A 24,526-nucleotide genomic window follows, 5' to 3' on the forward strand; every position below is an offset into this window, starting at 1 on the left:
ACATGTTGATCACCAAGAGTGATCAACATGTCACATATTCTCGCTATGCTCTCAACCTCCCCGTGACCTTGGTTGACTAGCGTGAGACAACCTGAAGAAGCCGTGAGAAGACCTCGCACCCCTATCGGGAGCGTGGTCTGCCTGGCCCCGCGGCCTTCGGGTGCGCAAGGTCGGGAGAGAGCGACGCAAGCCCGGCAGACCACCTGGACGTAGGTCCTGTCAGTGCACCGGGGCGCATCCCGGGACGTGAGCCCGAAGGACTCCACTGCCGTCAACGGAGGGGTGCCCATGGCTGCGGTCAACACCACCAGGAAAAGCCTCCGCAGAAGCGGAAGCGCCCTTCAGGGAGCCCTCCAGGCGAGGAGGGCGCCATGAAGGGCGGGACACGGGTATGGCTGAGCGCGATCCTGGGCTTGTTCATGAGCTACGTGTTGGGCACCCTCGTCCGTGTCGGTGAGGTGCCCTTGACTGTATGGGCGGGGACGTGGCCCACAGCGGTGGCGGCCGCAGGAGCGGCAGCTGCACTGCTCTACGCTGCCCGCGCCCGGATGCGCGTCGAGGGTGCGGACGGCGACGTCCCGGACAGTGCCGGGGCGCTGCGGCTGTTCGGGTTCGCTGCCCTGGCCTGGTGTGCGGGGTCAATCACTTACGGGGTCACCGGCCTCCTCAACGCGGGCGCGTTCTCACTGACCTTCGGCGACCTGTTCTCCCTGGTGGCGCTGCCCCTGTTCACGGTGGGCTTCCTGCGGTTCGCGCCGCTGCCGCGACGCCCCCGGGCCCTGGTCCGGCATGTCACAGACAGCTACGTGTGCGCCGCCGCGGTGTTCAGCACCGTGTGGCTGGTGCTCTTCCAACCGCTCTACCAGGAGCTGGGCGGCAATGCGGGGGCCATGGCGTTCGCGCTGGTCTATCCGGTCACGGACATCGCCGTGGTGTGCCTGCTGGCGCCCCTGGTCCTCACCTCACCGCACAGCACCCGGCGCGCGGTGCTGCTCGCGATGGGCGCGTTCGTCACCATCTGCGCTGCCGACCTCATCGGGGCGGTGGGCCGACTGTCCGGGGAGGCGGTCGCGGGAGGAATCGAGTACCCGGTGCGGCTGCTGGGCTTCCTGCTGCTGGGCGCGATCCCGGCAGTGGTGAAGCGGAAGCCGGGAACGGCGCCCCGGCGGATCACCGGACGCGGCCTCTACCGGGTCGCCCCGGAGATCGCCGCGGTCACCGCGTTGAGCACGGCGGCCGTGGTCATCACCATTGCCGGGCTGCGCGCGGAAGGCATCGCCCCGGTGCTCCCGCTCACCGCGGGATCCGCGGTCCTCGTCCTCCTGGTGCGCATGGTCGGCTTGATGGACGAGACCACCGTCTTGGCGCGAATCGTGCAGACCCGGGAGCGACACCTGCACGATCTGGCGGAGCACAGCGGCGACATCATCGTGATCCTGGAAGAGGACTGCCGGATCTGCTACATGAGCCCGGGGGCGGGCGCCATGTTCGGGTACCGCGACGGCGATCCGCTGCTCGCGGAGCCGGTCACGTCGCTCGTCCACCCCGAGGACCTGCCCGACTTGGCCGCTGCCGCCGCCGAGCTGCGGAACGGGGCGGAGAGCGCGCGGGTGCGCGCCCGGGTGCGTGCCGCCGACGGCACCTGGCGGCACACCACGTCCACCGTCTCGGTATACGAACGCCCCGGTGAGCCGGTCCGGTTCCTGTTGACCACGCGCGACATCAGCGCCCAGGTGGAGCTGCAGAAGCAGGTCGACCACCTGACTTTCCACGACGGGGTGACCGGGCTGCCGAACCGCGCCTACCTCGAAGAGCGGGTCCGGGAGGTGCTGAGCGGGCACGCTGAGGCGGAGGGCGGCCGGGAACAGCCGGAGGTCGCCGTCATTTTCCTGGACCTGGACGGGTTCACCGCGGTCAACGACTCTGCGGGGCACGCGTTCGGCGACTACCTGCTCGCCCAGGTCGGACACCGGCTGCGCGCAGTTTTGGACACGGGTGACACGCTGGCCCGGTGGGGCAGCGACGAGTTCGTGGCGCTGGTGGAGGACCGTCCGCGGGCCGACAGCGTGGTCGACTTGGCCGAGCGGATGATCCAGGTGATCGAGGGCGAGCCTTTCCCGGTGGCGGACCGCGACGTGATCGTGACCGCCAGCGTGGGGGTCGCGTTCGCGGAGCCGGGGATCGACGGGGCGGAGCTGCTGCGCAACGCGGACATGGCGATGGCGCGGGCCAAGGAGCACGGCGGCGGCCGCGTCGAGGTGTACGCGGCGCACATGCACGCCCAGGTGGTGGAGCGGCTCGAACTGCAGACCGAGCTGCGGCAGGCGCTCGCGGAGCACGCGTTTGTCCTGGAGTACCAGCCGGTCGTCAGCTTGGAGACTTCCCAGGTGACCGCGGTGGAGGCGCTCGTGCGGTGGCGGCGGGCGGACGGGTCGCTCGTGCCCCCGGAGGAGTTCCTCGGCCCTGCTGAGGAGTCGGGGCTCATCGTCCCGCTGGGCGAGTGGATCCTGCGGGAGGCCTGCCAGAAGGTCGCGGTGTGGCGCGCCACGACAGGGTTGGACATCGGCTTGTCAGTGAACGTGTCGGCCCGGCAGGTGCTCTCCGCGGGGTTCGTGCAGAGCGTGGAGGAAGTGCTCGCGGAGAGCGGGCTCAACGCGGAAGCGCTGACCGTGGAGGTCGACGAGGAGGTCCTGCTGGAGAACCCGGTGGTCGCGGCGGAGCACCTCACCAAGCTGCGCGAGCTGGGGGTCCGGCTGGCCGTGGACGACTTCGGGATGGGCCACGCGTCCCTGTCCCATTTGCGGCGGCTGCGCGTGGACGAGATCAAGATCGACCCGTCGTTCGTCCGAGACTTGGACGCCGATGAGACGGTGACCCTGTTGACGCGGACTCTCATCCGCCTGGGCCAGGACCTGGGGGTGCAGGTGGTCGCTGAGGGGATCGAACACCCGTGGCAGTTGCGGCGGCTGCGGGAGATGGGGTGCGCCTACGGCCAGGGGTTCCTGGTGGGACGGCCGATGGACGCTGCCGGGGTGGAAGCCTTGGTGGGCGGCGAAACGAACGCCGCCGCGCTGTGAGATTCCCGGCACAGTCCGTCCACGGCGGCCGGAGAATGCCGGCGCTTACCCCAAGAAAGTCCAGGTCAGACGGGTGTGGGGGAGAGGGTGCCCATCAGGCGCCCCCGGTTCGAATAGCGGAGTGTGTATCTCACATTGTGAGACGAATGGGCGTTCTGTTTGACGTGACACCCTCAGCTCGGTCATTGTTGTTGACGTGCAGAGCAACTTTCTGATTCTCGTACTTGGTCAGCGCGCAGCCCGCTGACCGAGTCGACGCTGCGCGCTCCCCTCAACCGCTACGCGGTGGGGGTTTTTTTGTTGCCAGTCACGCGTTACCCGCCCTCTCCGAAGGATCTAGTGATGACCGAGCAGATGACCGGAGCCCAATCGCTCATCAGGGCGCTGGAGCATGTCGGCGTCGATGTCGTGTTCGGAATCCCTGGGGGGGCGATCCTCCCCGCCTACGACCCGCTGTACGACTCCACCAAGGTGCGCCACATCCTCATGCGCCACGAGCAGGGGGCCGGGCACGCAGCCGAAGGATATGCCTACGCCACGGGACGACCAGGGGTGTGTATCGCCACCAGTGGCCCCGGCGCGACCAACCTGGTGACCCCGCTTGCAGACGCCTACATGGACTCGGTCCCCGTGGTCGCGATCACCGGGCAGGTGGCCAGCCCGGCGATCGGCACCGACGCGTTCCAGGAAGCCGACATCTGCGGCATCACCATGCCGATCACCAAGCACAACTTCCTGGTCCGGGACCCCTCCAAGATCGCCAGCACCATCGCCGAGGCCTTCCACATCGCCTCCACCGGCCGTCCTGGCCCGGTCCTCGTGGACATCGCCAAGGACGCGCTGCAAGCACAGACCCGCTTCGAATGGCCGCAACGGCCCGAACTGCCCGGCTACCGCCCCGTCACCAAACCGCACGGTAAGCAGGTGCGGGAGGCGGCACGGCTGATCGCCGAAGCCAAACGCCCCGTGCTCTACGTCGGCGGCGGAGTGTTCAAATCGGGTGCGTCCAAAGAACTGCGTGTACTGGCTGAACTGACAGGGATTCCGGTCGTCACCACCCTCATGGCACTGGGCACCTTCCCCAGCAGCCATCCCCAGAACCTCGGCATGCCGGGAATGCACGGCACCGTCGCCGCGGTCGGCGCCCTGCAGCGCGCCGACCTGATCGTGGCGCTGGGCGCCCGGTTCGATGACCGGGTCACCGGCAAGCTCAGCTCGTTCGCCCCCCACGCCACCATCGTGCACGCCGACATCGACCCGGCCGAGATCTCCAAGAACCGGTACGCCGACGTGCCGATCGTGGGCGACTGCCGGGAGGTCATCGCGGATCTGATCGTGGCGGTCCGTGCCGACCAAGCCGCCGGACGCCAGGGCGACTACACCGCGTGGTGGGAGCAGCTCAACCGAATGCGCGAGACCTACCCGCTGGGCTACACCGAGCCGGAGGACGGTTCGCTCGCCCCCCAGTACGTGATCAAGCGCATCGGCCAGATCGTCGGCCCCGACGCCACCTACGTCGCCGGAGTGGGCCAGCACCAGATGTGGGCTGCCCAGTTCATCGACCACCAGCGTCCCGGCTCCTTCGTCAACTCGGGCGGCGCCGGAACGATGGGCTTCGCCATCCCCGCGGCCCTCGGCGCCAAGGTCGGCGACCCCGATCGGGTCATCTGGGCGATCGACGGCGACGGCTGCTTCCAGATGACCAACCAGGAGCTGGCCACCTGCGCGATCGAAGGCATCCCGATCAAGGTTGCGGTGATCAACAACGGCAACCTCGGTATGGTCCGCCAGTGGCAGACCCTGTTCTACGACGGCCGCTACTCCAACACCAACCTGCACACCGCGCCCACCCCCGAAGACGGGAAGGTGCGCATTCCGGACTTCGTCCGCCTCGCAGAGGCGTACGGTTGTGTCGGGCTGCGTTGCGACCGCGCAGAAGACGTGGACGCCACCATCGAGAAAGCCATGGCCATCAACGACGTGCCCGTGGTGATCGATTTCACGGTCCACCACGACGCAATGGTCTGGCCGATGGTCCCGGCTGGAGTCAGCAACGACGACATCCAGTACGCGCGCGACATGGCGCCTGAATGGGACGACGAGGAAGAATAGGAGAGGTTGACGAATGAGTCTGCACACGCTGTCCGTCCTGGTGGAGGACACGCCTGGAGTGCTCGCTCGCGTAGCCTCCCTGTTCTCCCGTCGCGGCTTCAACATCCACTCCCTCACGGTGGGACCCACCGAATATGAGGGGCTGTCCCGCATGACAATCGTGGTCAACTGCGACCGCCATCCCCTGGAGCAGGTGACCAAGCAGCTCAACAAGCTGGTCAACGTCATCAAAATCGTCGAGATGGACCCCGAGGCGTCGGTGCGTCGGGAACTGCTGCTCATCAAGGTCAAAGCCGATTCGAGCAACCGTTCCCACGTGCTGGAGACGGCCCAGTTGTTCCGCGCCAACGTCGTCGACGTGAACCCGGACGTGGTGGTCATCGAGGCCACCGGGCAACCGGAGAAGCTCCAAGCGCTGATCCGTAACCTGGAGCCGTTCGGGATCAAGGAACTAGTGAAGTCGGGAGTGGTGGCTCTCGGCCGCGGTCCCAGGTCCATCACTGACCGGTCGCTGCGCGTGGTCGAGCGCAGCGCCTGACCCTGTATCCCGGGGATTCCCGCCGGGGATTCCACAAGTCCCGGCGCGGCGGCGTCCGGCCCGGTTCCGCCCGTCGCGTCGTACGGACGACAGATCTCTCAGCAAGGAGTTAAGCCGAAGTGGCAGCACAGATGTACTACGACGACGACGCAGACCTGAATATCATCCAGGGGCGTACCGTCGCCGTCATCGGCTATGGCAGCCAGGGGCACGCGCACGCGCTGTCGTTGCGGGATTCCGGCGTCGACGTGCGGGTCGGGCTCCCCGAGAGCTCGAAGAGCCGGGCCAAGGCCGAAGAGGACGGCCTGCGGGTCGTCACACCGGCGGAGGCGGCCCAGGAAGCCGACCTCATCATGATCCTGGTGCCCGACCACATCCACCGCGACCTGTACGCCAACGAGATCGCCCCGCACCTCAACGAGGGCGACGCGCTGTTCTTCGGGCACGGTTTCAGCATCCGCTACGGCCTCATCACCCCGCCGGAGGGTGTGGACGTGGCGATGGTCGCCCCCAAGGGCCCGGGCCACCTGGTGCGCCGCCAGTTCGAGGCCGGCCGCGGCGTTCCCGTGCTGGTCGCCGTGGAGAAGGACGCCTCCGGTTCGGCCTGGGACCTGGCCCTCTCCTACGCCAAGGCCATCGGCGGCACCCGCGCCGGTGCGCTGAAGACCACCTTCAAGGAAGAGACCGAGACCGACCTGTTCGGCGAGCAGGCCGTGCTCTGCGGCGGCGTTTCCGAGCTGATCAAGGCCGGCTTCGCCACCCTGGTCGAGGCGGGCTACCAGCCTGAGGTGGCCTACTTCGAGTGCCTGCACGAGATGAAGCTCATCGTCGACCTCATGTACGAGGGCGGCATCTCCAAGATGTACTGGTCGGTGTCGGACAACGCCGAGTACGGCGGCTACACCCGGGGTCCGCGCGTCATCACCGAGTCCACCCGCGAGGAGATGCGCAAGATCCTCCAGGAGGTCCAGGACGGCACCTACGCCAAGGAGCTGGTGGAGGAGTTCGACAAGGGCCGTCCGAACTTCCTCAAGCGGCGTGAGGCCGAGCAGGGCGAGCAGATCGAGAAGGTCGGCACTGAGCTGCGCTCGCTGATGAGCTGGCTGAAGAACTGATCCGGCTACGGCAGTCGCTCACGGGTCCCGGGTGTGTGACACTCCGGGACCCTCCTCGCGTGGAGGGGTGGTCCACACCAATCCCGGGACAGGGGGTCGGTTAAGCTGGATTCCTGTCACGGTAGAGCCACCCAGCGCTAGACTTCTCCTCGTTCTGGCGCCTGGCCGGAGCCGACGCCGGCAATGTCGTGGCTGCGACCGCAGTCGAACCCACACGCACTCCCTCTAAGGAATTCGTTGTGCCCAAGCCAGTCGTCCTGGTCGCGGAAGAACTTTCGCCCGCAGGAATCGCGCTGTTGGAAGAGGACTTTGAAGTCCGCCACGTCAACGGCGCCGACCGTTCCCAGCTCCTTCCCGCGCTCGCCGGAGTCGACGCGCTGATCGTGCGCAGCGCCACCAAAGTGGACGCTGAGGTGCTGGCCGCGGCGCCCTCCCTCAAGGTTGTGGCGCGTGCGGGCGTCGGACTGGACAACGTGGATGTCGAGGCCGCCACCAAGGCGGGCGTGCTCGTCGTCAACGCGCCCACCTCCAACATCATCAGTGCAGCGGAACAGGCCATCAACCTGCTCTTGGCCACGGCCCGCAACACTGCTGCTGCCCACGCGGCCCTCGTGCGCGGCGAGTGGAAGCGTTCCAAGTACACCGGCGTCGAACTGTACGACAAAACCGTCGGCATCGTGGGCCTGGGACGGATCGGCGTGCTCGTCGCCCAGCGGCTCCAGGCGTTCGGCACCAAGCTGATCGCCTACGACCCCTTCGTGCAGCCTGCCCGGGCCGCGCAGCTGGGGGTGGAGCTCGTCGAGCTCGACGAGCTGCTGGAGCGCAGCGACTTCATCACGATCCACCTGCCCAAGACGAAGGACACGATCGGCCTGATCGGCGAGGAAGAGCTGCGCAAGGTCAAGCCGACGGTCCGGATCATCAACGCTGCGCGCGGCGGGATCGTGGACGAGACGGCCCTCTACCACGCGCTCAAGGAAGGTCGTGTGGCCGGCGCTGGGCTGGACGTGTTCGCCAAGGAGCCTTGCACGGACAGCCCGCTGTTCGAGCTGGAGAACGTGGTGGTGGCTCCGCACCTGGGGGCCAGCACGCACGAGGCGCAGGAGAAGGCCGGGACCCAGGTGGCCCGGTCCGTCAAGCTTGCGCTCGCCGGCGAGTTCGTGCCGGACGCGGTCAACATCCAGGGCAAGGGCGTGGCCGAGGACATCAAGCCGGGGCTGCCGCTGACGGAGAAGCTCGGCCGTATCCTCGCCGCGCTCGCCGACGGTGCGATCACCCGGGTCGAGGTGGAGGTCCGGGGCGAGATCGTCGCCCACGACGTCAAGGTGATCGAGCTGGCCGCGCTCAAGGGCCTCTTCACGGACATCGTGGAAGAGGCTGTGACCTACGTGAACGCGCCTCTGGTAGCCAAGGAGCGCGGTATCGAGGTGAGCCTGACCACCGAGGAGGAGAGCCCCGACTGGCGCAACGTCATCACGGTGCGGGCCATCCTCTCCGACGGCCAGCGCGTGTCGGTCTCGGGCACGCTGACCGGGCCGCGCCAGTTGGAGAAGCTTGTCGAGGTCAACGGCTACACCATGGAGATCGCGCCCAGCGAGCACATGGCGTTCTTCTCCTACCACGACCGTCCCGGTGTGGTCGGCGTAGTCGGCCAACTGCTCGGACAGGCGCAGGTGAACATCGCCGGCATGCAGGTCAGCCGGGACAAGGAGGGCGGTGCGGCGCTGATCGCGCTGACCGTGGACTCGGCGATCCCCGACGAGACCCTCGAGACGATCTCCAAGGAGATCGGCGCCGAGATCAGCCGCGTGGACTTGGTTGACTGACCGGCAGCAGCGTGCCAGGGCCCGCTCCTTCGGAGGGGCCCTTTTCTTATGCCGGGCATCAGGGTGCTTTGTCCGGTATGGCGCTATTTTCCGGGCCCTGGACCGCCCTTTTAGTTGGGCGTCCGATATTCTGTCTTCCTAGCAGATAGCGTTGCGTGCCTGCTGGGCGACGGACCACGAGAACCGCCCGCGGCGCGAACGGTGTGCCACTACCTCACCCAGGACGTTGGCACTGCGGACCGGTCAGGTGATCCCACCGGAGGCGTTGTCACGCCGGACCCGGCCCCACTCCTCAAGCCCGGGAGTCCGGCTTCTCCACGCTCACCCATCGGGGCGTATGCCTGAACCCGATGGGTTCCCGGATCAGGAATCGAGGACTGACCATGGACGAAACCACGACTGCTGAAGCCAACGAGGCACGCGAAGCCGTGCAGCGCGCCCTGGACCGTCGGGACAACGGCGGCCCCACCGGCCACTGAGGGCCCGGTCCGTGCGCGGCCGACTCCCACTGGGCGGCGCGCCCTCCACCCGGGGGAAGGGTGCTGACCTCACCGACAACCCGCCTGCTTCGGTACTCTTGTCTCATCCCTGTTGTCGCTCGTCTCAACTCATGAGACACCGGGTCGCGTGTCCGCCGCTGGGAACCCGGCGTGTCGGCCGCACCGTGAAGACACCATCAGACTGAAGGCAGGCAAGGCTCCCTATGTCCGCTCGTACTGTGAAGCTGGCCGTGATCCCCGGTGACGGCATCGGGCCCGAAGTCGTTGCCGAAGGGCTCAAGGTCCTCTCCGCCGTCGCCCCCCGGCACGGACTCACCCTCGACACCACCGAGTACGAGTTGGGTGCCCAACGGTGGCATGCCACCGGTGAGGTCCTGCCGGACGCGGTCGAGGAGGAGCTGCGCCAGCACGACGCCATCCTCCTTGGAGCGGTCGGCGACCCCACGGTGCCCAGTGGAGTCCTGGAGCGTGGCCTGTTGCTGCGGTTGCGCTTCAACTTCTCGCACTACGTCAACCTGCGGCCGGTCCGGCTCTACCCGGGGGTGACCACCCCGCTGGCCGGTGTCGCACCCGAAGACATCGACATGCTGGTCGTGCGCGAGGGAACTGAGGGCCCCTACGCCGGCATGGGAGGCGTGCTGCGCAAGGGCACCCCCCACGAGATCGCCACCCAGGACAGCGTCAACACTCGTCTCGGTGTGGAACGCGTCGTCCGCTACGCCTTCGCCAAAGCCGCTGAGCGTCCCTGTCACAAGCTCACCCTGGTCCACAAGGACAACGTGCTGACCTACGCCGGCGAACTGTGGCAGCGCGTGGTCCGCGAGGTCGGCGCCGAATACCCCCAGGTCGAAGTCGACTACCTGCACGTCGACGCAGCCACCATGTTCTTCGTGACCCAGCCGCGGCGCTTTGACGTGGTGGTCACCGACAACCTCTTCGGCGACATCATCACCGACCTCGGCGCGGCCGTGGCCGGCGGTATCGGCCTGGCCGCTAGTGGCAACATCAACCCCGAGGGCGACTTCCCCAGCATGTTCGAGCCGGTGCACGGATCCGCACCCGACATCGCAGGACAGGGCAAGGCTGACCCCACGGCGACCATCCTGTCTGTCTCCCTCATGCTGGAACACCTGGGCTACGCCGACGCAGCAGCACAAATCGACCAGGCGGTAGCCGAGGACCTGCAGGAACGTGCTAAGAACGGTGGAGTCCGCTCCACCACCCAGATTGGCGACGACATCGCTCAGCGAGTAGCGGAGCAGGGCTAGGCGGACACCACCGCTCATGCCCTGCTGTTCACGCGCGGCGCGGCTGAGCACCAGTACCCCTTGATGCGACGGGCGCGCCCAGGGCGCGCCCGTCGCCGTGTCCACGGTTTTGGGTCTGGCTCTGGCTCCGGGTGCGTCGTTTCCGTCACACTAGAGTCCTCGGGACGGCAGCGTCGCCGTTCCGACGTATCCGAGAGGATCGGCAGCACATGAGCAACGGCACCACCACAAGCGGGTTGACGTTCGATATTCGACTCTCCACCGAGCGGAAGACCCCGCAGGAGCGAGAGGCGATCCTGGAAAACCCCGGGTTCGGCAAAGTGTTCACCGACCACATGGTGACCATCCGCTACACCGCAGACCGCGGCTGGCACGATGCCCGACTCGAGCCCTACGGGCCGCTGTCGCTGGACCCGGCCACCTCAGTCCTGCACTACGCCCAGGAGATCTTCGAAGGGCTCAAAGCGTACCGCCACCCCGACGGCAGCATCGCCTGCTTCCGGCCGGAAGCCAACGCCGCACGGTTCAACTCCAGTGCGAAGCGCATGGCGATGCCGGAACTTCCCGAAGAACTGTTCCTGGGGGCGATCGACACCCTGCTCACCTACGACGGCGACTGGGTCCCCACCCAGGCTGACACCAGCCTGTACCTGCGCCCCTTCATGATCTCCACCGACGTCGGCCTGGGCGTCAACAGCCCGTCCAGCAGCTACCTGTTCGTGCTGATCGCTTCCCCGTCCGGCGGCTACTTCGCCAACGGGGTCAAACCGGTCACCGTGTGGCTGTGCGAGGACTACACGCGGGCTGCGCCCGGCGGAACCGGTGCGGCCAAGTTCGGCGGCAACTACGCGGCCAGCTTCCTGGCCCAGGCCCAAGCCGTCGAACAGGGCTGCGACCAGGTCGTCTGGCTGGACGCAGTGGAACACCGCTGGGTGGAGGAGATGGGCGGCATGAACCTCTTCTTCGTCTTCGGTTCCGGAGAGAACGCCCGCCTCCTCACCCCTGAACTGACCGGCACCCTCCTGCCCGGCATCACCCGTGACTCGCTGCTGAAGCTCGCCCCCGACCTCGGCTACCCGGTGGAAGAGGGGCGGATTTCTACCGACGAGTGGCGGGAGGCCGCGGCCAGTGGAGAGCTCACCGAGGTGTTCGCCTGCGGTACTGCCGCCGTCATTACCCCCGTCTCGCACGTGAAGAGTCGGCAGGGCGAGTTCCAGATCGGTGACGGCACCCCCGGCCCCATCACCATGCGCCTGCGGGAGGAGCTCGTCGGCCTGCAGTACGGCACCCGCCCCGACTCCCACGGCTGGATCCGCAAGTTCGGCCGCTAATGGGCGCGGGTGAGCGAACCGGCCATAAGCCCAGCACACCGGTGTGACGATCCTGGGGTTTCCCGAGCTACCCCCGCTCGGGAAACCCCAGGTGCATGTGGGGCCTGGGTGCACCCAGAGAACAAGATGTGGCACACTTGGTGCTATGCCGCCTCAGGCGATCATTATCGTGAGGCGCGCTGGCTGAAACGGACCCCGCCAGCGCGCAGACCTCTCGTGTCCACGAGAGGTCTTTTTTGTTGGCGGGAGCGGGTCGGCCACCAGGTGACACAGACCAGACCCGGGAGTTCCCACATGCTGGACGACAGTTTCCACGTATTCGACACGACCCTGCGTGACGGCGCTCAGCGCGAAGGCATCAACTTCACCGTCGCCGACAAACTTGCGGTCGCGAAGCTGCTCGACGAGTTCGGTGTGGGTTTCATCGAGGGCGGCTGGCCCGGCGCGAATCCGAAGGACACAGAATTCTTCCGACGGGCCCAAACAGAACTGTCCCTCAAACATGCGCAGCTCACCGCGTTCGGCTCGACCCGGCGGGCGGGAACCACGGCTGCGAAGGACCCCCAGGTGCTCGCGTTGCGCGACTCCGGGGCGCCCGTCGTCACCCTCGTGGCGAAGAGCGACGACCGGCACGTCGAACTGGCGCTGCGCACCACGCTCGAGGAGAACCTCGAGATGATCGCGGACACGGTCTCCTTCCTGCTGGGCCAGGGACAGCGCGTCTTCGTTGACTGCGAGCACTTCTTTGACGGGTACCGGCACAACCCCGAATACGCACTCCGTGTGGTGCGCACCGCGGCCGAGGCGGGGGCCTCCGTGGTGGTGCTGTGCGACACCAACGGCGGCATGCTGCCGTCCGACGTCTTCCAGATCGTCAGCGAAGTCCGCGAAGCCACCGGGGCCCGGCTGGGCATCCACGCCCAGGACGACTCGGGGTGCGCCGTGGCCAACACGCTGGCCGCGGTCGACGCGGGCGCCACCCACGTCCAGTGCACCGCCAACGGGTACGGGGAGCGGGTCGGCAACGCCAACCTGTTCTCGGTCGTCCCCGCCTTGGTGCTCAAACGCGGCCGCAATGTGCTGCCCGAAGGCTGCCTGCGCGAGATGACCCGGGTGTCCCAGGCTATCGCCGAGATCGCGAACATCGCTCCAGCCACCCACCAGCCCTACGTCGGCATCTCCGCCTTCGCCCACAAGGCCGGGCTGCACGCTTCTGCGATCAAGGTGGACCCGGACCTCTACCAGCACATCGACCCGGCGCTGGTCGGCAACGACATGCGCATGCTGGTCTCCGACATGGCCGGGCGGGCCTCGGTGGAGCTGAAGGCGAAAGAGCTCGGCGTGGACTTGTCCGGCGACCGCGAGACCCTGGGCCGGATCGTGGAGCGGGTCAAGGACATGGAGATGGCCGGGTACAGCTTCGAAGCGGCCGACGCCTCCTTGGAGCTGCTGCTGCGCGAAGAGATCGGCCAGCCGGTGCGGTACTTCGAAGTGGAGTCGTGGCGCACTATCTCCGAGCGGCGCCCCGACGGGTCCAGCGCCAGCGAGGCCACGGTGAAGCTCTACGTCAAGGGTGAGCGGGTGGTGGCAACCGGGGAAGGCAACGGTCCGGTCAACGCCCTGGACCGGGCACTGCGCTCGGCGCTGGAGAGCGTCTACCCCGACCTGGCCACGATGGAACTAGTCGACTACAAGGTCCGCATCCTGGAGGGCACGTCCGGAACGGACGCGGTCACCCGGGTGCTCATCGACTGCAGTGACGGGCAGGGCGAGTGGACGACGGTCGGAGTGGGTGAGAACGTCATCGAGGCGTCGTGGACGGCGCTGGAGCAGGCCCTCACCTACGGGCTGCTGCGCCGCGGCTACACCCAGCAGTGACGTGGCGGGCAGCCGGGACAGGGCGCTGCCCGGCTGCCCTTGCCGCGCGGGCGGCCCCTGACCCTGGTCAGGGGCTCACCCACCCGTTCTTCTCACACCCCTGCAGCCCGAACGTCTGCTGCTGCATGACTGGCGCGGGTTCCCCGGGGGCAGGGCAGTCCACGTGGCCGTAGCCGAGCGCGTGGCCGACTTCGTGGTTGATGACGTAGGCGCGGTAGGTCTCCAGGTCGCCGTCGAAGTGCGGCACGCCGGACACCCAGCGGTTCTGGTTGATCATCGCGCGTTCCCCGGAGAAGCAGGAGACGTAGCCGTTGGTCTGCAGTGGCGCGCACTGCTGGTCTACGGTCTCGGGGGAGGCGAGGGTGACCCGGAAGTCCACTGGTTCTTCGTCGACCCGCTGGAAGGCCAGCGTGCCGTCGTGGGTCCAGCTTCGGGGGTCGCTGAGCACGTGCTCGACCGCTGCAGCGAAGTCGGCGGGGTCTCCGGGAAGCCCTTCTTCGACCTCCACCAGGTAGCGCAGGAGCGTGCCTTCGCCGACGACCTCCCCGTCACCTTCGACGACCCGCAGTTCTCCGCTTGCGCTGGGCACCTCTTCGACCACGGAGCGCAGCAGCGGGGGTGCCGGGGACGGCGAGGGCTCCGGCGTCATGGGAGAACTGCTGCCCTGCGAGGTGGCGGGGACCACGGATGCCGGGTCCGACGGTTCCCACGGGAGCACGTTGGCCGAGACCATCCCCACGCCTGACAGCGCGACAATCAGCCCCGCGATAGTCCCCACTGGCAGTTGACGCCGTCGATGTCGACCGGTACGGCGTGGTCGTCCTGCCTTCTGCGCAGTCATGGACACGATCGGCCTTTCTCAAGAATCGCAAATTCCATCATTGCAGATCAAAAGGGGTGCGGGGGAGAAGAAAAGGGATGAAGGGGGTGGGCGGCCCCCGGTGAAGAACCGAGGGCCGCACCGGGATCAGTCCTGGGCCTGGACGTGCTGGACGACTTCGAAGGACCAGAGTTCACTCGCGGACGCGGCCGGGCCGCCCTGGCTGCTGCGGCGGGAGTCTTCAGAGGCCTGGGCGTGTCCGCGCTGGAAGGCCTCGCTGTTCAGCCAGTTCTGGTAGTCCTCTTCGGAGCGCCAGCGCGTGTAGACGATGTACTTGTCGGTCCCGTCGACGGGACGCAGCAGTTGGAACTCCTCAAAGCCGGGCTGGTTCTCCACGAGGCCTGCGCGCTTGGCGAAACGCTCCTCCAGGGTGGCGCCGGCACCGGGAGGAACCGTCAGCACATTGAATTTCACCACACTGGCCATGGTGATACCTCTCGTTGATGGTGGGTTGGGTTCCGGCCCACGAAGCCATAGGCCGGACTGCGGCCCAACCTAATGCAGGGATGGGAGAGGACCGTTTCGGGGCAGTCTTTCTCGGCGTTTCCGGGTGCTAGGGCGACGTGACCGACATCGCCGGAATAGGCCGACCCGTGCCCCTTGCGGCTGGGGCACGGGTCGGCATAAAAGCGGCGCCCGCCCACGGGGAGTGGACGGGCGCCGTCTCCGGCTAGGAGGTGCTGATCAGTTCCTCGTCGAGGTTGTCAGCCGTTGCCTCACTCCGCTTTACAGAGGCGGGTAGGCGTTGGCCAGCAGCTCGCGGAACTGGGCAGAGAACCAGTGGCCGGAGATGGGGGCGTTGGGCAGCGCACCCGAGGGGTTGTTGCCGTTGCGGGCGTTGCCCTGGTAGGTCGGGTCGCACATGCGGTCGAAGCCCTTGCCCTCGTTGTTCGGGATCTCCTCGCTGGCGCCGTCGGACTCACCCGGGGGCTTCACCCAGACGTAGGCGTCAACACCGGGAGCCGGGTTGACCGTGGGCCGCTCGCCGAGGCCCGCACCGGCCTGGTTGCACCAGTTACCGGGGTGGATACGGCGGTCGATACGGCTCTCGTCAACGTAGGTGTTGAGGTCGGTGGAGGAGCTCGGTCCGGTCGGACGGTCCGGGCCACCCCAGCCGTTGCGGGAGGTGTCGATGAGCATACCGATGTCGGACCGGAAGCCCTTGGCGATCAGGGCCTGACGCAGGTCCTGGACGAAGGAGAGCTCGTCGACGTACTGGTTCCAGTCAACCCACTTGGACTGGCGGATGAGCTGGCCGTTAACGGTGCCGTTGACGTCCAGGTACGGCTCCACAGTGGCCGAGTAGTTGGCCGTGTTGGAGATGAAGCCGTGCACGTAGTCCACGGTGGAGCCGGAGGCGTTGGCGGCCTCGTAGAAGATGTCCACCGAGGGGCCGAAGTTGGAGTCCCAGCCGATCCAGCCGTGGTGGGCGGCGTCGATGTAGTTGTAGACGTTCGGGATCTCGCCCAGCTTGCGGAGGGCGTAGCCGACACCGTTGACGTAGCCGCCGTTCTGCTTCATGTAGGCGCAGAGCTCGGTGCCGCCGCTCCCGCCCACGTTGGTGACGAGGTTGGGCAGGGAGTCGATCTCGATGATGGCGACGATCCGCAGGTTCTCGTAGTCTGCGAAGTCCCACATGATGTCGGCGATCGGGTCGATGTACTCGCTCTTGTAGCGGTCGAGTTCATCGGGACCCAGCTCACCGTTGGAGGCCAGCGCGGCGCAGTCGCGGCCGGGCAGGTTGTAGATGACGACCTGGATGGTCAGCGGGTCGCCACCGGACTGGCGGACGGCCTCCTCCAGGTGGTCGCGCAGACCCATGGAGCCGGTGGTCGGGCTGTCGTTGCCCTCGATGGCGCCGATACGGTCCAGCCAGACAGCGGTGGACTCGTTGGCGACCGCGGAACCGCCCGGCTCAGCGGCGGCCTTGGCCGACCAGACCGGGTTCACGTACAGCTTGGCGCCCTCGAACGGGTTGTCGACCTTCTCGCCGGGGTTGGTGGGCGGGTTGGTCGGGCCGCCCGGCTCATCCGGGTCTGTGGGGCTGGGGGAAGGGCTGGGGGAGGGGCTGGGCTCGGGGTCGGGGTCGTCCGAGCCGTCGCAGGTAACCCCGTTCAGCTTGAAGGAGGAGGGGATGTCGTTGCTGCCCGAGTAGGAGCCGTTGAACCCGAACTCAACCGTTCCGTTGGCCGGGATGGAGGCGTTGTACGGGGCGTTGCTGACCGACACGTGCTGCCCGGACTGGGTGTAGGTCCCGTTCCACAGGTTGGTCACCTGCTGGTTGCCGGGGAAGTCCCACTCCAGGGTCCAGCCGTTGATCGCACTGCCGAGGTTGGTGATGGTGACGTTGGCGGTGAACCCGGTACCCCAGGAGTTGACCGTGTAGTCCACCGAGCAGCCGGCGGCGTTGGCCGGAGCAGCGAACGCCACCATGGAGGCGCCAAGCGCCAGTCCAGAGGCGGCTGCCAGGCCGCGCCGCATCCACGAACGTCTGTTCGTGGCACGAACTTTACTCATATCGGTGTCTTCCTTGGTTGGAGGATGTTCTCTCGCAAGGGGATGGTCGAGAACCGGACGCTGCAGTGTTCAGCCGACCGGTCGGCGTGGTTGCGCGGACGACGGCCGGGCGCCCCGGAGGGGAGCGGGGGATGGTGAACACTGCTGCCTCCGTTTGAGCGCTGGGAGAGTGGCGTCGGACGGTTGGTTGTGTGGGAGTTCTCCCGAAGGCTGGGAGCGCTCCCACTTAGGGACTTAAAGCAGGGTCGAAAATGCGTGTCACACGACGAGCCCTACCGTGACGCCATTCACGTCCCAGTGTGACTAGCGGCACGGGAGCGCTCCCAAGAGAGAGTAGCCACTTCATGACCGGTTGTAAATACCGCGTTAAATGGGCTTTTGTGACGGGGGTCGGAAACAGGCCGTGGCGGAGCCATCTCGCGGGGTGCTTTCCCCCCTCCGACAGGACGCGCAAGGATGGTGACGGAACGGAACAGGAAACGGTCTCAGGGCTCGCGCAAGAAAAACGGACCGAAATTCGGTTCTCGGTAGCCTGGGGGAACTAACCGCACCTGAAATGATGAGGGGGAATCCCGTGCGTATCGCGAGATTCTCGGCCGGTGATGACGTAGGTTTCGGCTTGGTCGATACCGACGATGAGGGCAACCAGTTCGTCACCCGGATGAAGAGCCACCCGTTGGTGGGGCCGATCCAGCTCACCGGAGAACGCACCAAACTCGAAGACGTGCGGCTGCTCTCCCCGATCCTGCCCACCAAGATCGTGTGCATCGGCAAAAACTACGCCGACCACATCGCGGAGATGGGAGGCAGCGCTGAGGACGAACGGGACCCCAAGGAGCCGGTCGTCTTCCTCAAGCCCTCCACCGCCGTGGTCGGGCCCAACGACCCCGTCTTCCACCCGAAACTCTCCTCGCGGGTGGACTACGAGGGAGAACTGGCTGTGATCATCGGCCGGCTCTGCCGGGAGGTGCCGGCCGAACGCGCCAAGGACGTCATCTTCGGCTACACCATCGGCAACGACGTCACCGCCCGCGACCTGCAGCAGGCCGACCACCAGTGGACCCGCGCCAAGGGGTTCGACTCGTTCTGCCCGCTCGGACCGTGGATTGAGACCGGGCTCAGCGTTGAGGAAGCCTCGCAGCTGCGCATCACCACCACCGTGGACGGGGAGGTCCGCCAGGACGGCAACACCGGGCAGATGATCCACAGCATTCCCGAGATCATCTCCTACGTGAGCTCTTTCATGACGCTCCTGCCGGGGGATGTGATCCTCACCGGCACCCCCGCAGGGGTCGGACCGGTCCGGGTAGGCCAGCGGATGACCGTGGCGATCGACCGGATCGGGGAACTGAGCAACCCGGTGGTGGCCCGCGACTGAGCCGCTGCCGGCCCGCAGCACTGCGGGGAGGCGCACCGTCGTGCGGTGTGCAGGAAGCCCGCACCGACACACCGCATCCGCAGGAGCAGCCGGGGCCGCGCTGTCCGTGGATGCCCCTCGCCGCCGCAGGCCTCACACGCGTCGGACCCGTGGCCCCATCGTGCCTTGCGGAGGCACCCGTCTGGGCCACGGGTCCAGGGCGACGACGCCGACTAGCTGTAGGAGGCGCGGTAGGAAAGCCGCCGGAGCAGGACCTCCGCGGGACCGCGCTGGCCAGCCCGTTCCTGCAGGTAGGAGAGGAGCGCCGTGACCAGCCACACCCCGGTGGCGAACAAGGCCATGGTGGCGCTGTGCAAGTGGGCGCCCAACCCCAGGCCCCAGGCCGTCAGGACGGGGGCGCAGAGCACCGACTGGGCGAGGTAGCACGACAGAGAGCGTTTGCCCACCGCGGTGAGAGCCGTGAGCACGGGGCCGCGGCTGGTGCGGCGGCTGAGACGGTGCGCGATGAGGCCGAACAGGGCGACGTAGCCTAGCCCGGTAGCGATCCCCGTCGTCGAAGCGATCGAGGCCACTGCGACGCTCTCCTCCGCAGACAGGGACAGGATGCCGACGTGGTCCAGAGCGTGCAGCAGTCCGGTGAGCCAGCCCAGCGGGATGCCCACGGCAGCGGTGATGCGCAGTAGGCGCAGGTGGTTGCCGGGCTCCTCCAGGATGCGGCGGCGGGCAGCCCAGAAGCCCAGCAGGATCGCGATCGGGACACTGATGGTCAGCAGTCCTTGGCCGACCACCAGGAAGGCCCAGACCTGGATCCGGAGCACCATGGAGGCGAGGTAGTTCTCTTCGGCGTTGAGCTCACTGGACGGGAACCACGAGGGGGAGCCGGACTCTGCGGGCTCTGCGGGCGCGGCGCCTTCCGGCGCGACGATGAAGGCCAGCACGGACAGCGCGGTCAAGGCCGCGAGGAGCCCGGTGAAGATGCCGGACCAGACGAGCAGGGTCCGGTCGGTGCGGCGGAGGAAGAGCCAGCCGAAGATGAGACCGGCGAAGCCGTAGGCGCCGAGGACGTCCCCCAGCCACAGCAGTGCGGCGTGGACGAAGCCGAACACCAGGAGCCACAGGTTGCGACGGCGTAGCAGGGCGCGTACGTCCCGCTCCGTAGCTCCAGCGGCCCGCTGCCGGAGCCACAGTTGCACCATGCCGTAGCCGAATAGGAAGGCGAATATGGGGTAGGTACGAGCGTCCACCGCGGTGATGAGCACGCCTTGCACGATCCGGTCGAGGAGCGAGCCGTCGGAGGGGTGGATGCTCAGCTCGCCGGGGCTCGCGGCCCACAGGTACCAGGTCGAGTTGGCGAGCACGATGAGCAGCAGCATGAAGCCGCGTGCCAGGTCGGGCGCCAAGGCGCGCTCCCCGGGGCGGACCGGGCCTCTCAGCGACGGGGGAGCAGGCTGGGCGGGAGCGGTCGACTCCCGGGGCTCGTGGGTACCCGCGTCGTCGGATGTCGGTGGTCCGGTGGGGTCGTGTCCGGTCATGATTCCCCTTCCCCCGTCGGTCAGACGGCAGCTATTGTCTCCGAGCTAAACGGACATAGCGGGCGCACGTTCAGAAATCCATTTTTATATAGATTGCGGCGGCGTGTCCCGGTCTAGGGAAGCCTTCGCGGAAGACAGCGGCCGCTTGGAGCGCTATCGATGCTGGTCACAGCGGTGCAGTGGGACGCTGGCGCAGTTCTGATTGCGGAGGAGAGAAAACAGGGAAACCGAGGAGAAAACGATTCTGTTGCGCCTGCGGATAACCGAGAGGCCGCAGCGTTTTCTTGATGTTTTCTGACAATTTCCGTTCCGGTGCCCCGCTGGCACCACGTGTCACCTACTCCGAGACAGGAGCGGTGGCCAACGACCGCGGCCGCGGCATCCCGACGCTGAGGACAGGCCCAGCCCTGGCTTGCGGGCCGCCGCACCGCCCGGAGGCGGGACACCGCGGGCAGTTCGTTGCATACCGGCGCGGGCGACGCCCCTCGATAGGCTGAACTCCGTGACTGACAAGGCTATTCGTACCCGCTTCGCGCCCTCTCCGACAGGGATGTTCCACGTGGGCGGCGCGCGTTCGGCGCTGTTCAACTGGGCGCTCGCCCTGCAGCAGCCGGAAGGCAAGTTCGTGCTCCGGATCGAGGACACCGACGCCGCGCGCAACCGCCCCGAATGGACCGAGGGCATCCTGCGCGCCCTGTCCGCGCTGGGAATCGACGAACGCGACCCGCACTTCGAAGGGCCCTACTTCCAGTCGGCCTACGCCGACAAGCACCGGGAGGTCGCAGAGGAGCTCTACCGCAAGGGCCGCGCCTACTACTGCGACTGCACCCGGGAACAGATCCAAGAGCGGCGGGGCAACCCCCACCTCGGCTACGACGGGTACTGCCGGGACCGAGGGCTGGAGCCGGGGCCGGGCCGGGCCCTGCGCTTCCGGGTACCCGAGGGCGGGCCCACCGTCGTGGACGACAAGATCCGCGGCCGGGTGGAGTTCGACCACAGCGCGATCGAAGACTTCGTGATCGCGCGCTCGGACGGCTCCCCGCTGTTCGTCCTGGCGAACGTGGTGGATGACGTGGAAATGGCCATCACCCACGTGGTCCGCGGCGAAGAGCACCTGTCCAACACGCCCAAGCAGCAACTGCTTTGGGAGGCGCTGGGCCAGACTCCGCCGGTCTGGGCCCACCTGCCGGTGATCGTCAACGAGAAACGGCAGAAGCTGTCGAAGCGCCGCGACAAGGTAGCGCTCGAGGACTACCTCGCCGAAGGCTACTTGCCCGAGGCGATGGTCAACTACTTGATGCTGCTGGGCTGGGGCCCGGGCGACGACCGGGAGATCATGCCGTTCTCCGAAATGGTGCCGCTGTTCCGGCTGGAGGACGTCAACAGTTCGAGCGCGTTCTTCGACGAGAAGAAGCTGCGCGCGTTCAACGGCGAGTACATCCGCGCGCTCGACACGACCGAGTTCGTGGAGCGGTGTGCGCCCTGGCTGGGATCGGAGAAGGCGCCCTGGCCGGCGGAGAACTTCGACGCCCAGGTGTTCGAGGCCGTGGCGCCGCTGGCTCAGACCCGGATCTCGGTCCTCAGCGAGATCGTCTCCTACGTGGACTTCCTCTTCCTGGACCGCCCCGTGGAGGACGAGAAGAGCTGGGCCAAGGCCATGAAGCCGGGGGTGGGTGAGGAGATGCTCACCGCGGCCTTGGAGCGGTTCTCCGACCCGAACCTGGAGTGGCGGGCCGAGCCGCTCAAGGCTGCCTTGGAGGAGGTTGCCGCGGCACAGGGGCTCAAGCTGGGCAAGGCCCAGGCGCCGGTCCGTGTCGCCGTCACTGGACGCACGGTGGGGCTCCCCCTGTTCGAGTCGCTGGAACTGCTGGGCCGGAGCCGGGTCCAGGAGCGTCTCCGCGCGGCGTTGGAGAAGCTCAAAGCTGCTGGTGAGTGAGCCCGGGGTGGGGCGGTGGAGCGCCGCCCCACCGGCTTTGCCGGGTATCCGTTCGCACCTGCGCAAAATGTTCGCTAGAGTTATGCATGGCCGCGGGGAGCGGATCCAAAGGAACCGGTCCCTCGTGAGCACTGGGGTATGGTGTAATTGGCAGCACGACTGATTCTGGTTCAGTTAGTCTAGGTTCGAGTCCTGGTACCCCAGCGGTGGTCCTCCTCGGAAGATTTTCCGCGTTGAACCTCCACCACGGCTTTGAGTTGTCCACGGCCCCCGTCGTCTAGCGGCCTAGGACGCCGCCCTCTCAAGGCGGTAACGCCGGTTCAAATCCGGTCGGGGGTACTCGACAGAAGAGACTCTCACGCGGAGTGGGAGTTTTTTTCTGCGATGGGGACCTCGAGTCCCGCGGAACACTGCCCCGGCAAGACCGACGGTGCCGTTCCAGGACGCTCTCAGCCCGCAGCCCCCGTCGTCTAGCGGCCTAGGACGCCGCCCTCTCAAGGCGGTAACGCCGGTTCAAATCCGGTCGGGGGTACCACACGGGGAAGCCCCGCCTCACGTGAGGCGGGGCTTCCCCGTTTTCTCCCTCCCTGCCTCTCAGGTGGCGCAGGAAGCCGCACCTGTGCCGCGCAGCCGGGTCTCGGGACGTGTGAGGGCGCGTCCACCGGGCACAGGCCCGAAGAGCGCAGCGCGACACTGGAGAGGGCACAGCCATGGGGAGACGAGTGTGGGCAGCAGCGGCCGTGCTCCTACTGGCCGCGGGATGCACCACGGATACGGGGCAGGCCCCAGGCCCTGCGACCCCGTCCGCCGCACAGTCCACGGAAGGCCACGCCAGCGTGGGGGAGGCGACCACGGTCGCCTCCGGGCTGCACGTGCCCTGGGCGGTGGCGTTCCTCCCCGACGGCGCGGCACTGGTTTCAGAGCGCGATTCGGGGCGCGTCCTCCGAGTTGCTCCGGACGGCGCCGTCGCCGAGGCGGGGACCGTACCGGGAGTCGTCCCGCAGGGGGAGGGCGGTCTGCTCGGGCTCGCGGTCTCCCCGGACTTCGTCACAGACTCGCTGGTCTACGCCTACCTCACCACCGAATCAGACAACCGGATCATCCGCATGCCCTACGACCCGGAACGCGGATTCGGCACGGCAGAGGTCGTCGTGGACGGTATCCCCAAAGCCGACCTGCACAACGGCGGGCGGATCGCGTTCGGCCCCGACGGGACGCTGTACGCGGGAACCGGTGACGCGGGCCGCCCCGAGCTGGCCCAGGACACGGACTCCCTGGCCGGGAAGATCCTGCGGATGACCCCGGACGGCGCGCCCGTTGCCGACGCCCCTTTCGGCAACCTCGTGCACAGCTACGGGCACCGCAATGTGCAAGGACTGGCCTGGGATGAGGACGGCACCCTGTACGCCACCGAGTTCGGGCAGAACACGGTCGACGAGGTGAACGTGATCGTCAAGGGCGGCAACTACGGGTGGCCGGAGGTGGAGGGGATCGGCGGTGCTCCCGAGTACACCGACCCGGTGGTCACCTGGAGCACCGAGGAGGCGTCCCCCAGCGGGGCAGCGATCGCGGGCGGGGCGCTCTGGGTGGCCGCACTGCGCGGCGAACGCCTGTGGCGGGTACCGCTCACCGGGGACGCCGCAGAGCCGGTCCGGGCCCCGGAAGCGCTCCTCGTCGGCGACTACGGCCGGCTGCGCGCGGTCGAAGCTGAACCGGGCGGGCAGGCGATCTGGGTGACGACCAGCAACCGGGACGGCCGGGGAGACCCGGACGCCGACGACGACCGGATCCTGCGCCTTCCGCTGGACACCGGGTCGTAGTCCTTGGCCGCGGCCGGTCCAGGCAACCCGGGTCAGGTGTGGCGCAGCGCTTCGCTGATCTTGTTTGCGGCCGCGAGTACAGCGGGGGCGTGCAGCCGGCCTGGGGAGCGGGTCAGCCGTTCCAGCGGACCGGAGACGGAGACCGCGGCGATGATGCGCCCGCTCGGCGCGAAGACCGGCGCGGACACGGAGGCGACCCCCGGCTCCCGTTCGCCTACACTCTCTGCCCACCGGCGGCGGCGCACCTGGGCCAGGGTCGCCGCGGTGAAGTGCGCGCCGCGCAGCGTGCGGCGGATCCGCTCAGAGTCCTCCCAGGCCAGCAGGACCTGGGCGGCTGAGCCCGCGGTCATGGGAAGCTCACTGCCCACCGGGACCGTGTCGCGCAGTCCGCTCATGCGTTCCGCGGCGGCCACGCACACCCGGACGTCCCCTTGACGGCGGTACAGTTGCGCGCTTTCCCCCGTGTGGTCGCGCAACTGGGCGAGGATCGGGGTGGCGACGGCCAGCAGCCGGTCCTCCCCGGTGGCGATGGACAACTCGGTGATCCGGGGCCCCAGGATGAAGCGCCCTTGGCTGTCCCGAGCGACCATGCGGTGCCGCTCCAAGGCAACCGCCAGCCGGTGCGCTGTAGGCCGTGACAGTCCCGTGAGCCGTACGAGCTGGGCGAGGGACGCGGGACCGGATTCCAGGGCGGTGAGGACGGACATGGTCTTGTCCAGCACACCTACCCCGCTGGATGGGCTAGAGTTGTCCATGGCTTGATATTGCCGTCTCGCTATTTGGAATGCAAATCCGCCAGCCCGTACGTGCGGACCGCG

At 67.6% G+C, this 24,526-nt stretch carries 16 protein-coding genes and 3 tRNA genes; 14 read left to right on the top strand and 5 right to left on the bottom strand.

From position 1 onward, the window contains the following. Positions 1-371: 371 nt before the first annotated feature. The 8 genes from TF1_RS06970 (at position 372) to cimA (ending at position 13,645) form a co-directional block, all read left to right on the top strand. A complete protein-coding gene (locus TF1_RS06970; RefSeq protein ID WP_011291057.1) occupies positions 372-3,077 on the top strand; it encodes a putative bifunctional diguanylate cyclase/phosphodiesterase in 2,706 nt (901 codons plus the stop codon). Positions 3,078-3,419: 342 nt separating this feature from the next. Beyond that, a complete protein-coding gene (locus TF1_RS06975; protein WP_011291058.1) occupies positions 3,420-5,189 on the top strand; it encodes an acetolactate synthase large subunit in 1,770 nt (589 codons plus the stop codon). A 13-nt stretch (positions 5,190-5,202) separates the two neighbouring features. Continuing rightward, the gene (gene ilvN, locus TF1_RS06980; RefSeq protein ID WP_011291059.1) at positions 5,203-5,727 is read left to right on the top strand and encodes an acetolactate synthase small subunit; all 525 of its coding nucleotides are present in this window, start codon (positions 5,203-5,205) and stop codon (positions 5,725-5,727) included. Between the two features lie 119 nt (positions 5,728-5,846). Next, on the top strand, positions 5,847-6,842 hold the full coding sequence (gene ilvC / locus TF1_RS06985; RefSeq protein WP_011291060.1) for a ketol-acid reductoisomerase: 996 nt from the start codon (positions 5,847-5,849) through the stop codon (positions 6,840-6,842). A gap of 239 nt (positions 6,843-7,081) precedes the next feature. Continuing rightward, positions 7,082-8,668: a phosphoglycerate dehydrogenase gene (gene serA, locus TF1_RS06990; RefSeq protein WP_011291061.1), complete on the top strand. Its 1,587-nt coding sequence runs from the start codon at positions 7,082-7,084 to the stop codon at positions 8,666-8,668. Between the two features lie 703 nt (positions 8,669-9,371). After that, positions 9,372-10,436, top strand: coding sequence for a 3-isopropylmalate dehydrogenase (locus TF1_RS06995; RefSeq protein WP_011291062.1), 1,065 nt, complete (start codon positions 9,372-9,374; stop codon positions 10,434-10,436). 209 nt (positions 10,437-10,645) lie between these two features. After that, positions 10,646-11,767, top strand: a complete 1,122-nt coding sequence (locus tag TF1_RS07000; protein ID WP_011291063.1) for a branched-chain amino acid aminotransferase — start codon at positions 10,646-10,648, stop codon at positions 11,765-11,767. A gap of 294 nt (positions 11,768-12,061) precedes the next feature. Continuing rightward, positions 12,062-13,645 carry a citramalate synthase gene (gene cimA, locus TF1_RS07005; protein ID WP_011291064.1) on the top strand — a complete coding sequence of 528 codons (1,584 nt, stop codon included), beginning with the start codon at positions 12,062-12,064 and terminating at the stop codon, positions 13,643-13,645. A 67-nt stretch (positions 13,646-13,712) separates the two neighbouring features. Here the strand turns inward: cimA and TF1_RS07010 are convergent, their stop codons facing one another. From TF1_RS07010 to TF1_RS07020, 3 genes are all read right to left on the bottom strand, one after another. Then, positions 13,713-14,486 carry a DUF3152 domain-containing protein gene (locus TF1_RS07010; RefSeq protein WP_061783759.1) on the bottom strand — a complete coding sequence of 258 codons (774 nt, stop codon included), beginning with the start codon at positions 14,484-14,486 and terminating at the stop codon, positions 13,713-13,715. Between the two features lie 126 nt (positions 14,487-14,612). Continuing rightward, on the bottom strand, positions 14,613-14,951 hold the full coding sequence (locus TF1_RS07015) for an antibiotic biosynthesis monooxygenase family protein (protein WP_011291066.1): 339 nt from the start codon (positions 14,949-14,951) through the stop codon (positions 14,613-14,615). Between the two features lie 300 nt (positions 14,952-15,251). Then, entirely contained in the window at positions 15,252-17,042 is a 1,791-nt protein-coding gene (locus tag TF1_RS07020; protein WP_061783760.1) for a glycoside hydrolase family 6 protein, read from the bottom strand. Positions 17,043-17,616: 574 nt separating this feature from the next. Between TF1_RS07020 and TF1_RS07025 the strand changes: the two genes are divergently transcribed. Then, entirely contained in the window at positions 17,617-18,420 is an 804-nt protein-coding gene (locus TF1_RS07025; RefSeq protein WP_011291068.1) for a fumarylacetoacetate hydrolase family protein, read from the top strand. Positions 18,421-18,632: 212 nt separating this feature from the next. Here TF1_RS07025 and TF1_RS07030 read toward each other — a convergent pair whose 3' ends face one another. After that, positions 18,633-19,952 carry a DUF418 domain-containing protein gene (locus tag TF1_RS07030; protein ID WP_061783761.1) on the bottom strand — a complete coding sequence of 440 codons (1,320 nt, stop codon included), beginning with the start codon at positions 19,950-19,952 and terminating at the stop codon, positions 18,633-18,635. A gap of 502 nt (positions 19,953-20,454) precedes the next feature. Here TF1_RS07030 and gltX point away from each other — a divergent pair. From gltX to TF1_RS07055, 5 genes are all read left to right on the top strand, one after another. Continuing rightward, the gene (gene gltX / locus TF1_RS07035) at positions 20,455-21,888 is read left to right on the top strand and encodes a glutamate--tRNA ligase (protein ID WP_011291070.1); all 1,434 of its coding nucleotides are present in this window, start codon (positions 20,455-20,457) and stop codon (positions 21,886-21,888) included. Positions 21,889-22,020: 132 nt separating this feature from the next. Continuing rightward, a tRNA-Gln gene (locus TF1_RS07040) sits at positions 22,021-22,092 on the top strand. A 62-nt stretch (positions 22,093-22,154) separates the two neighbouring features. Further along, positions 22,155-22,227: transfer RNA gene (locus tag TF1_RS07045), tRNA-Glu, on the top strand. Between the two features lie 120 nt (positions 22,228-22,347). Further along, a tRNA-Glu gene (locus TF1_RS07050) sits at positions 22,348-22,423 on the top strand. Positions 22,424-22,598: 175 nt separating this feature from the next. Continuing rightward, on the top strand, positions 22,599-23,708 hold the full coding sequence (locus TF1_RS07055) for a PQQ-dependent sugar dehydrogenase (RefSeq protein WP_061783762.1): 1,110 nt from the start codon (positions 22,599-22,601) through the stop codon (positions 23,706-23,708). Between the two features lie 32 nt (positions 23,709-23,740). On the opposite strand, the gene TF1_RS07060 is transcribed toward TF1_RS07055, so the two are convergent. Next, positions 23,741-24,415, bottom strand: coding sequence for an IclR family transcriptional regulator (locus TF1_RS07060; protein WP_038043346.1), 675 nt, complete (start codon positions 24,413-24,415; stop codon positions 23,741-23,743). Positions 24,416-24,526: the final 111 nt, after the last annotated feature.

Origin of the sequence: Thermobifida fusca NBRC 14071 = JCM 3263 (genome assembly GCF_001592045.1) — a bacterium.
In the GTDB taxonomy this organism is placed as follows: domain Bacteria; phylum Actinomycetota; class Actinomycetes; order Streptosporangiales; family Streptosporangiaceae; genus Thermobifida; species Thermobifida fusca.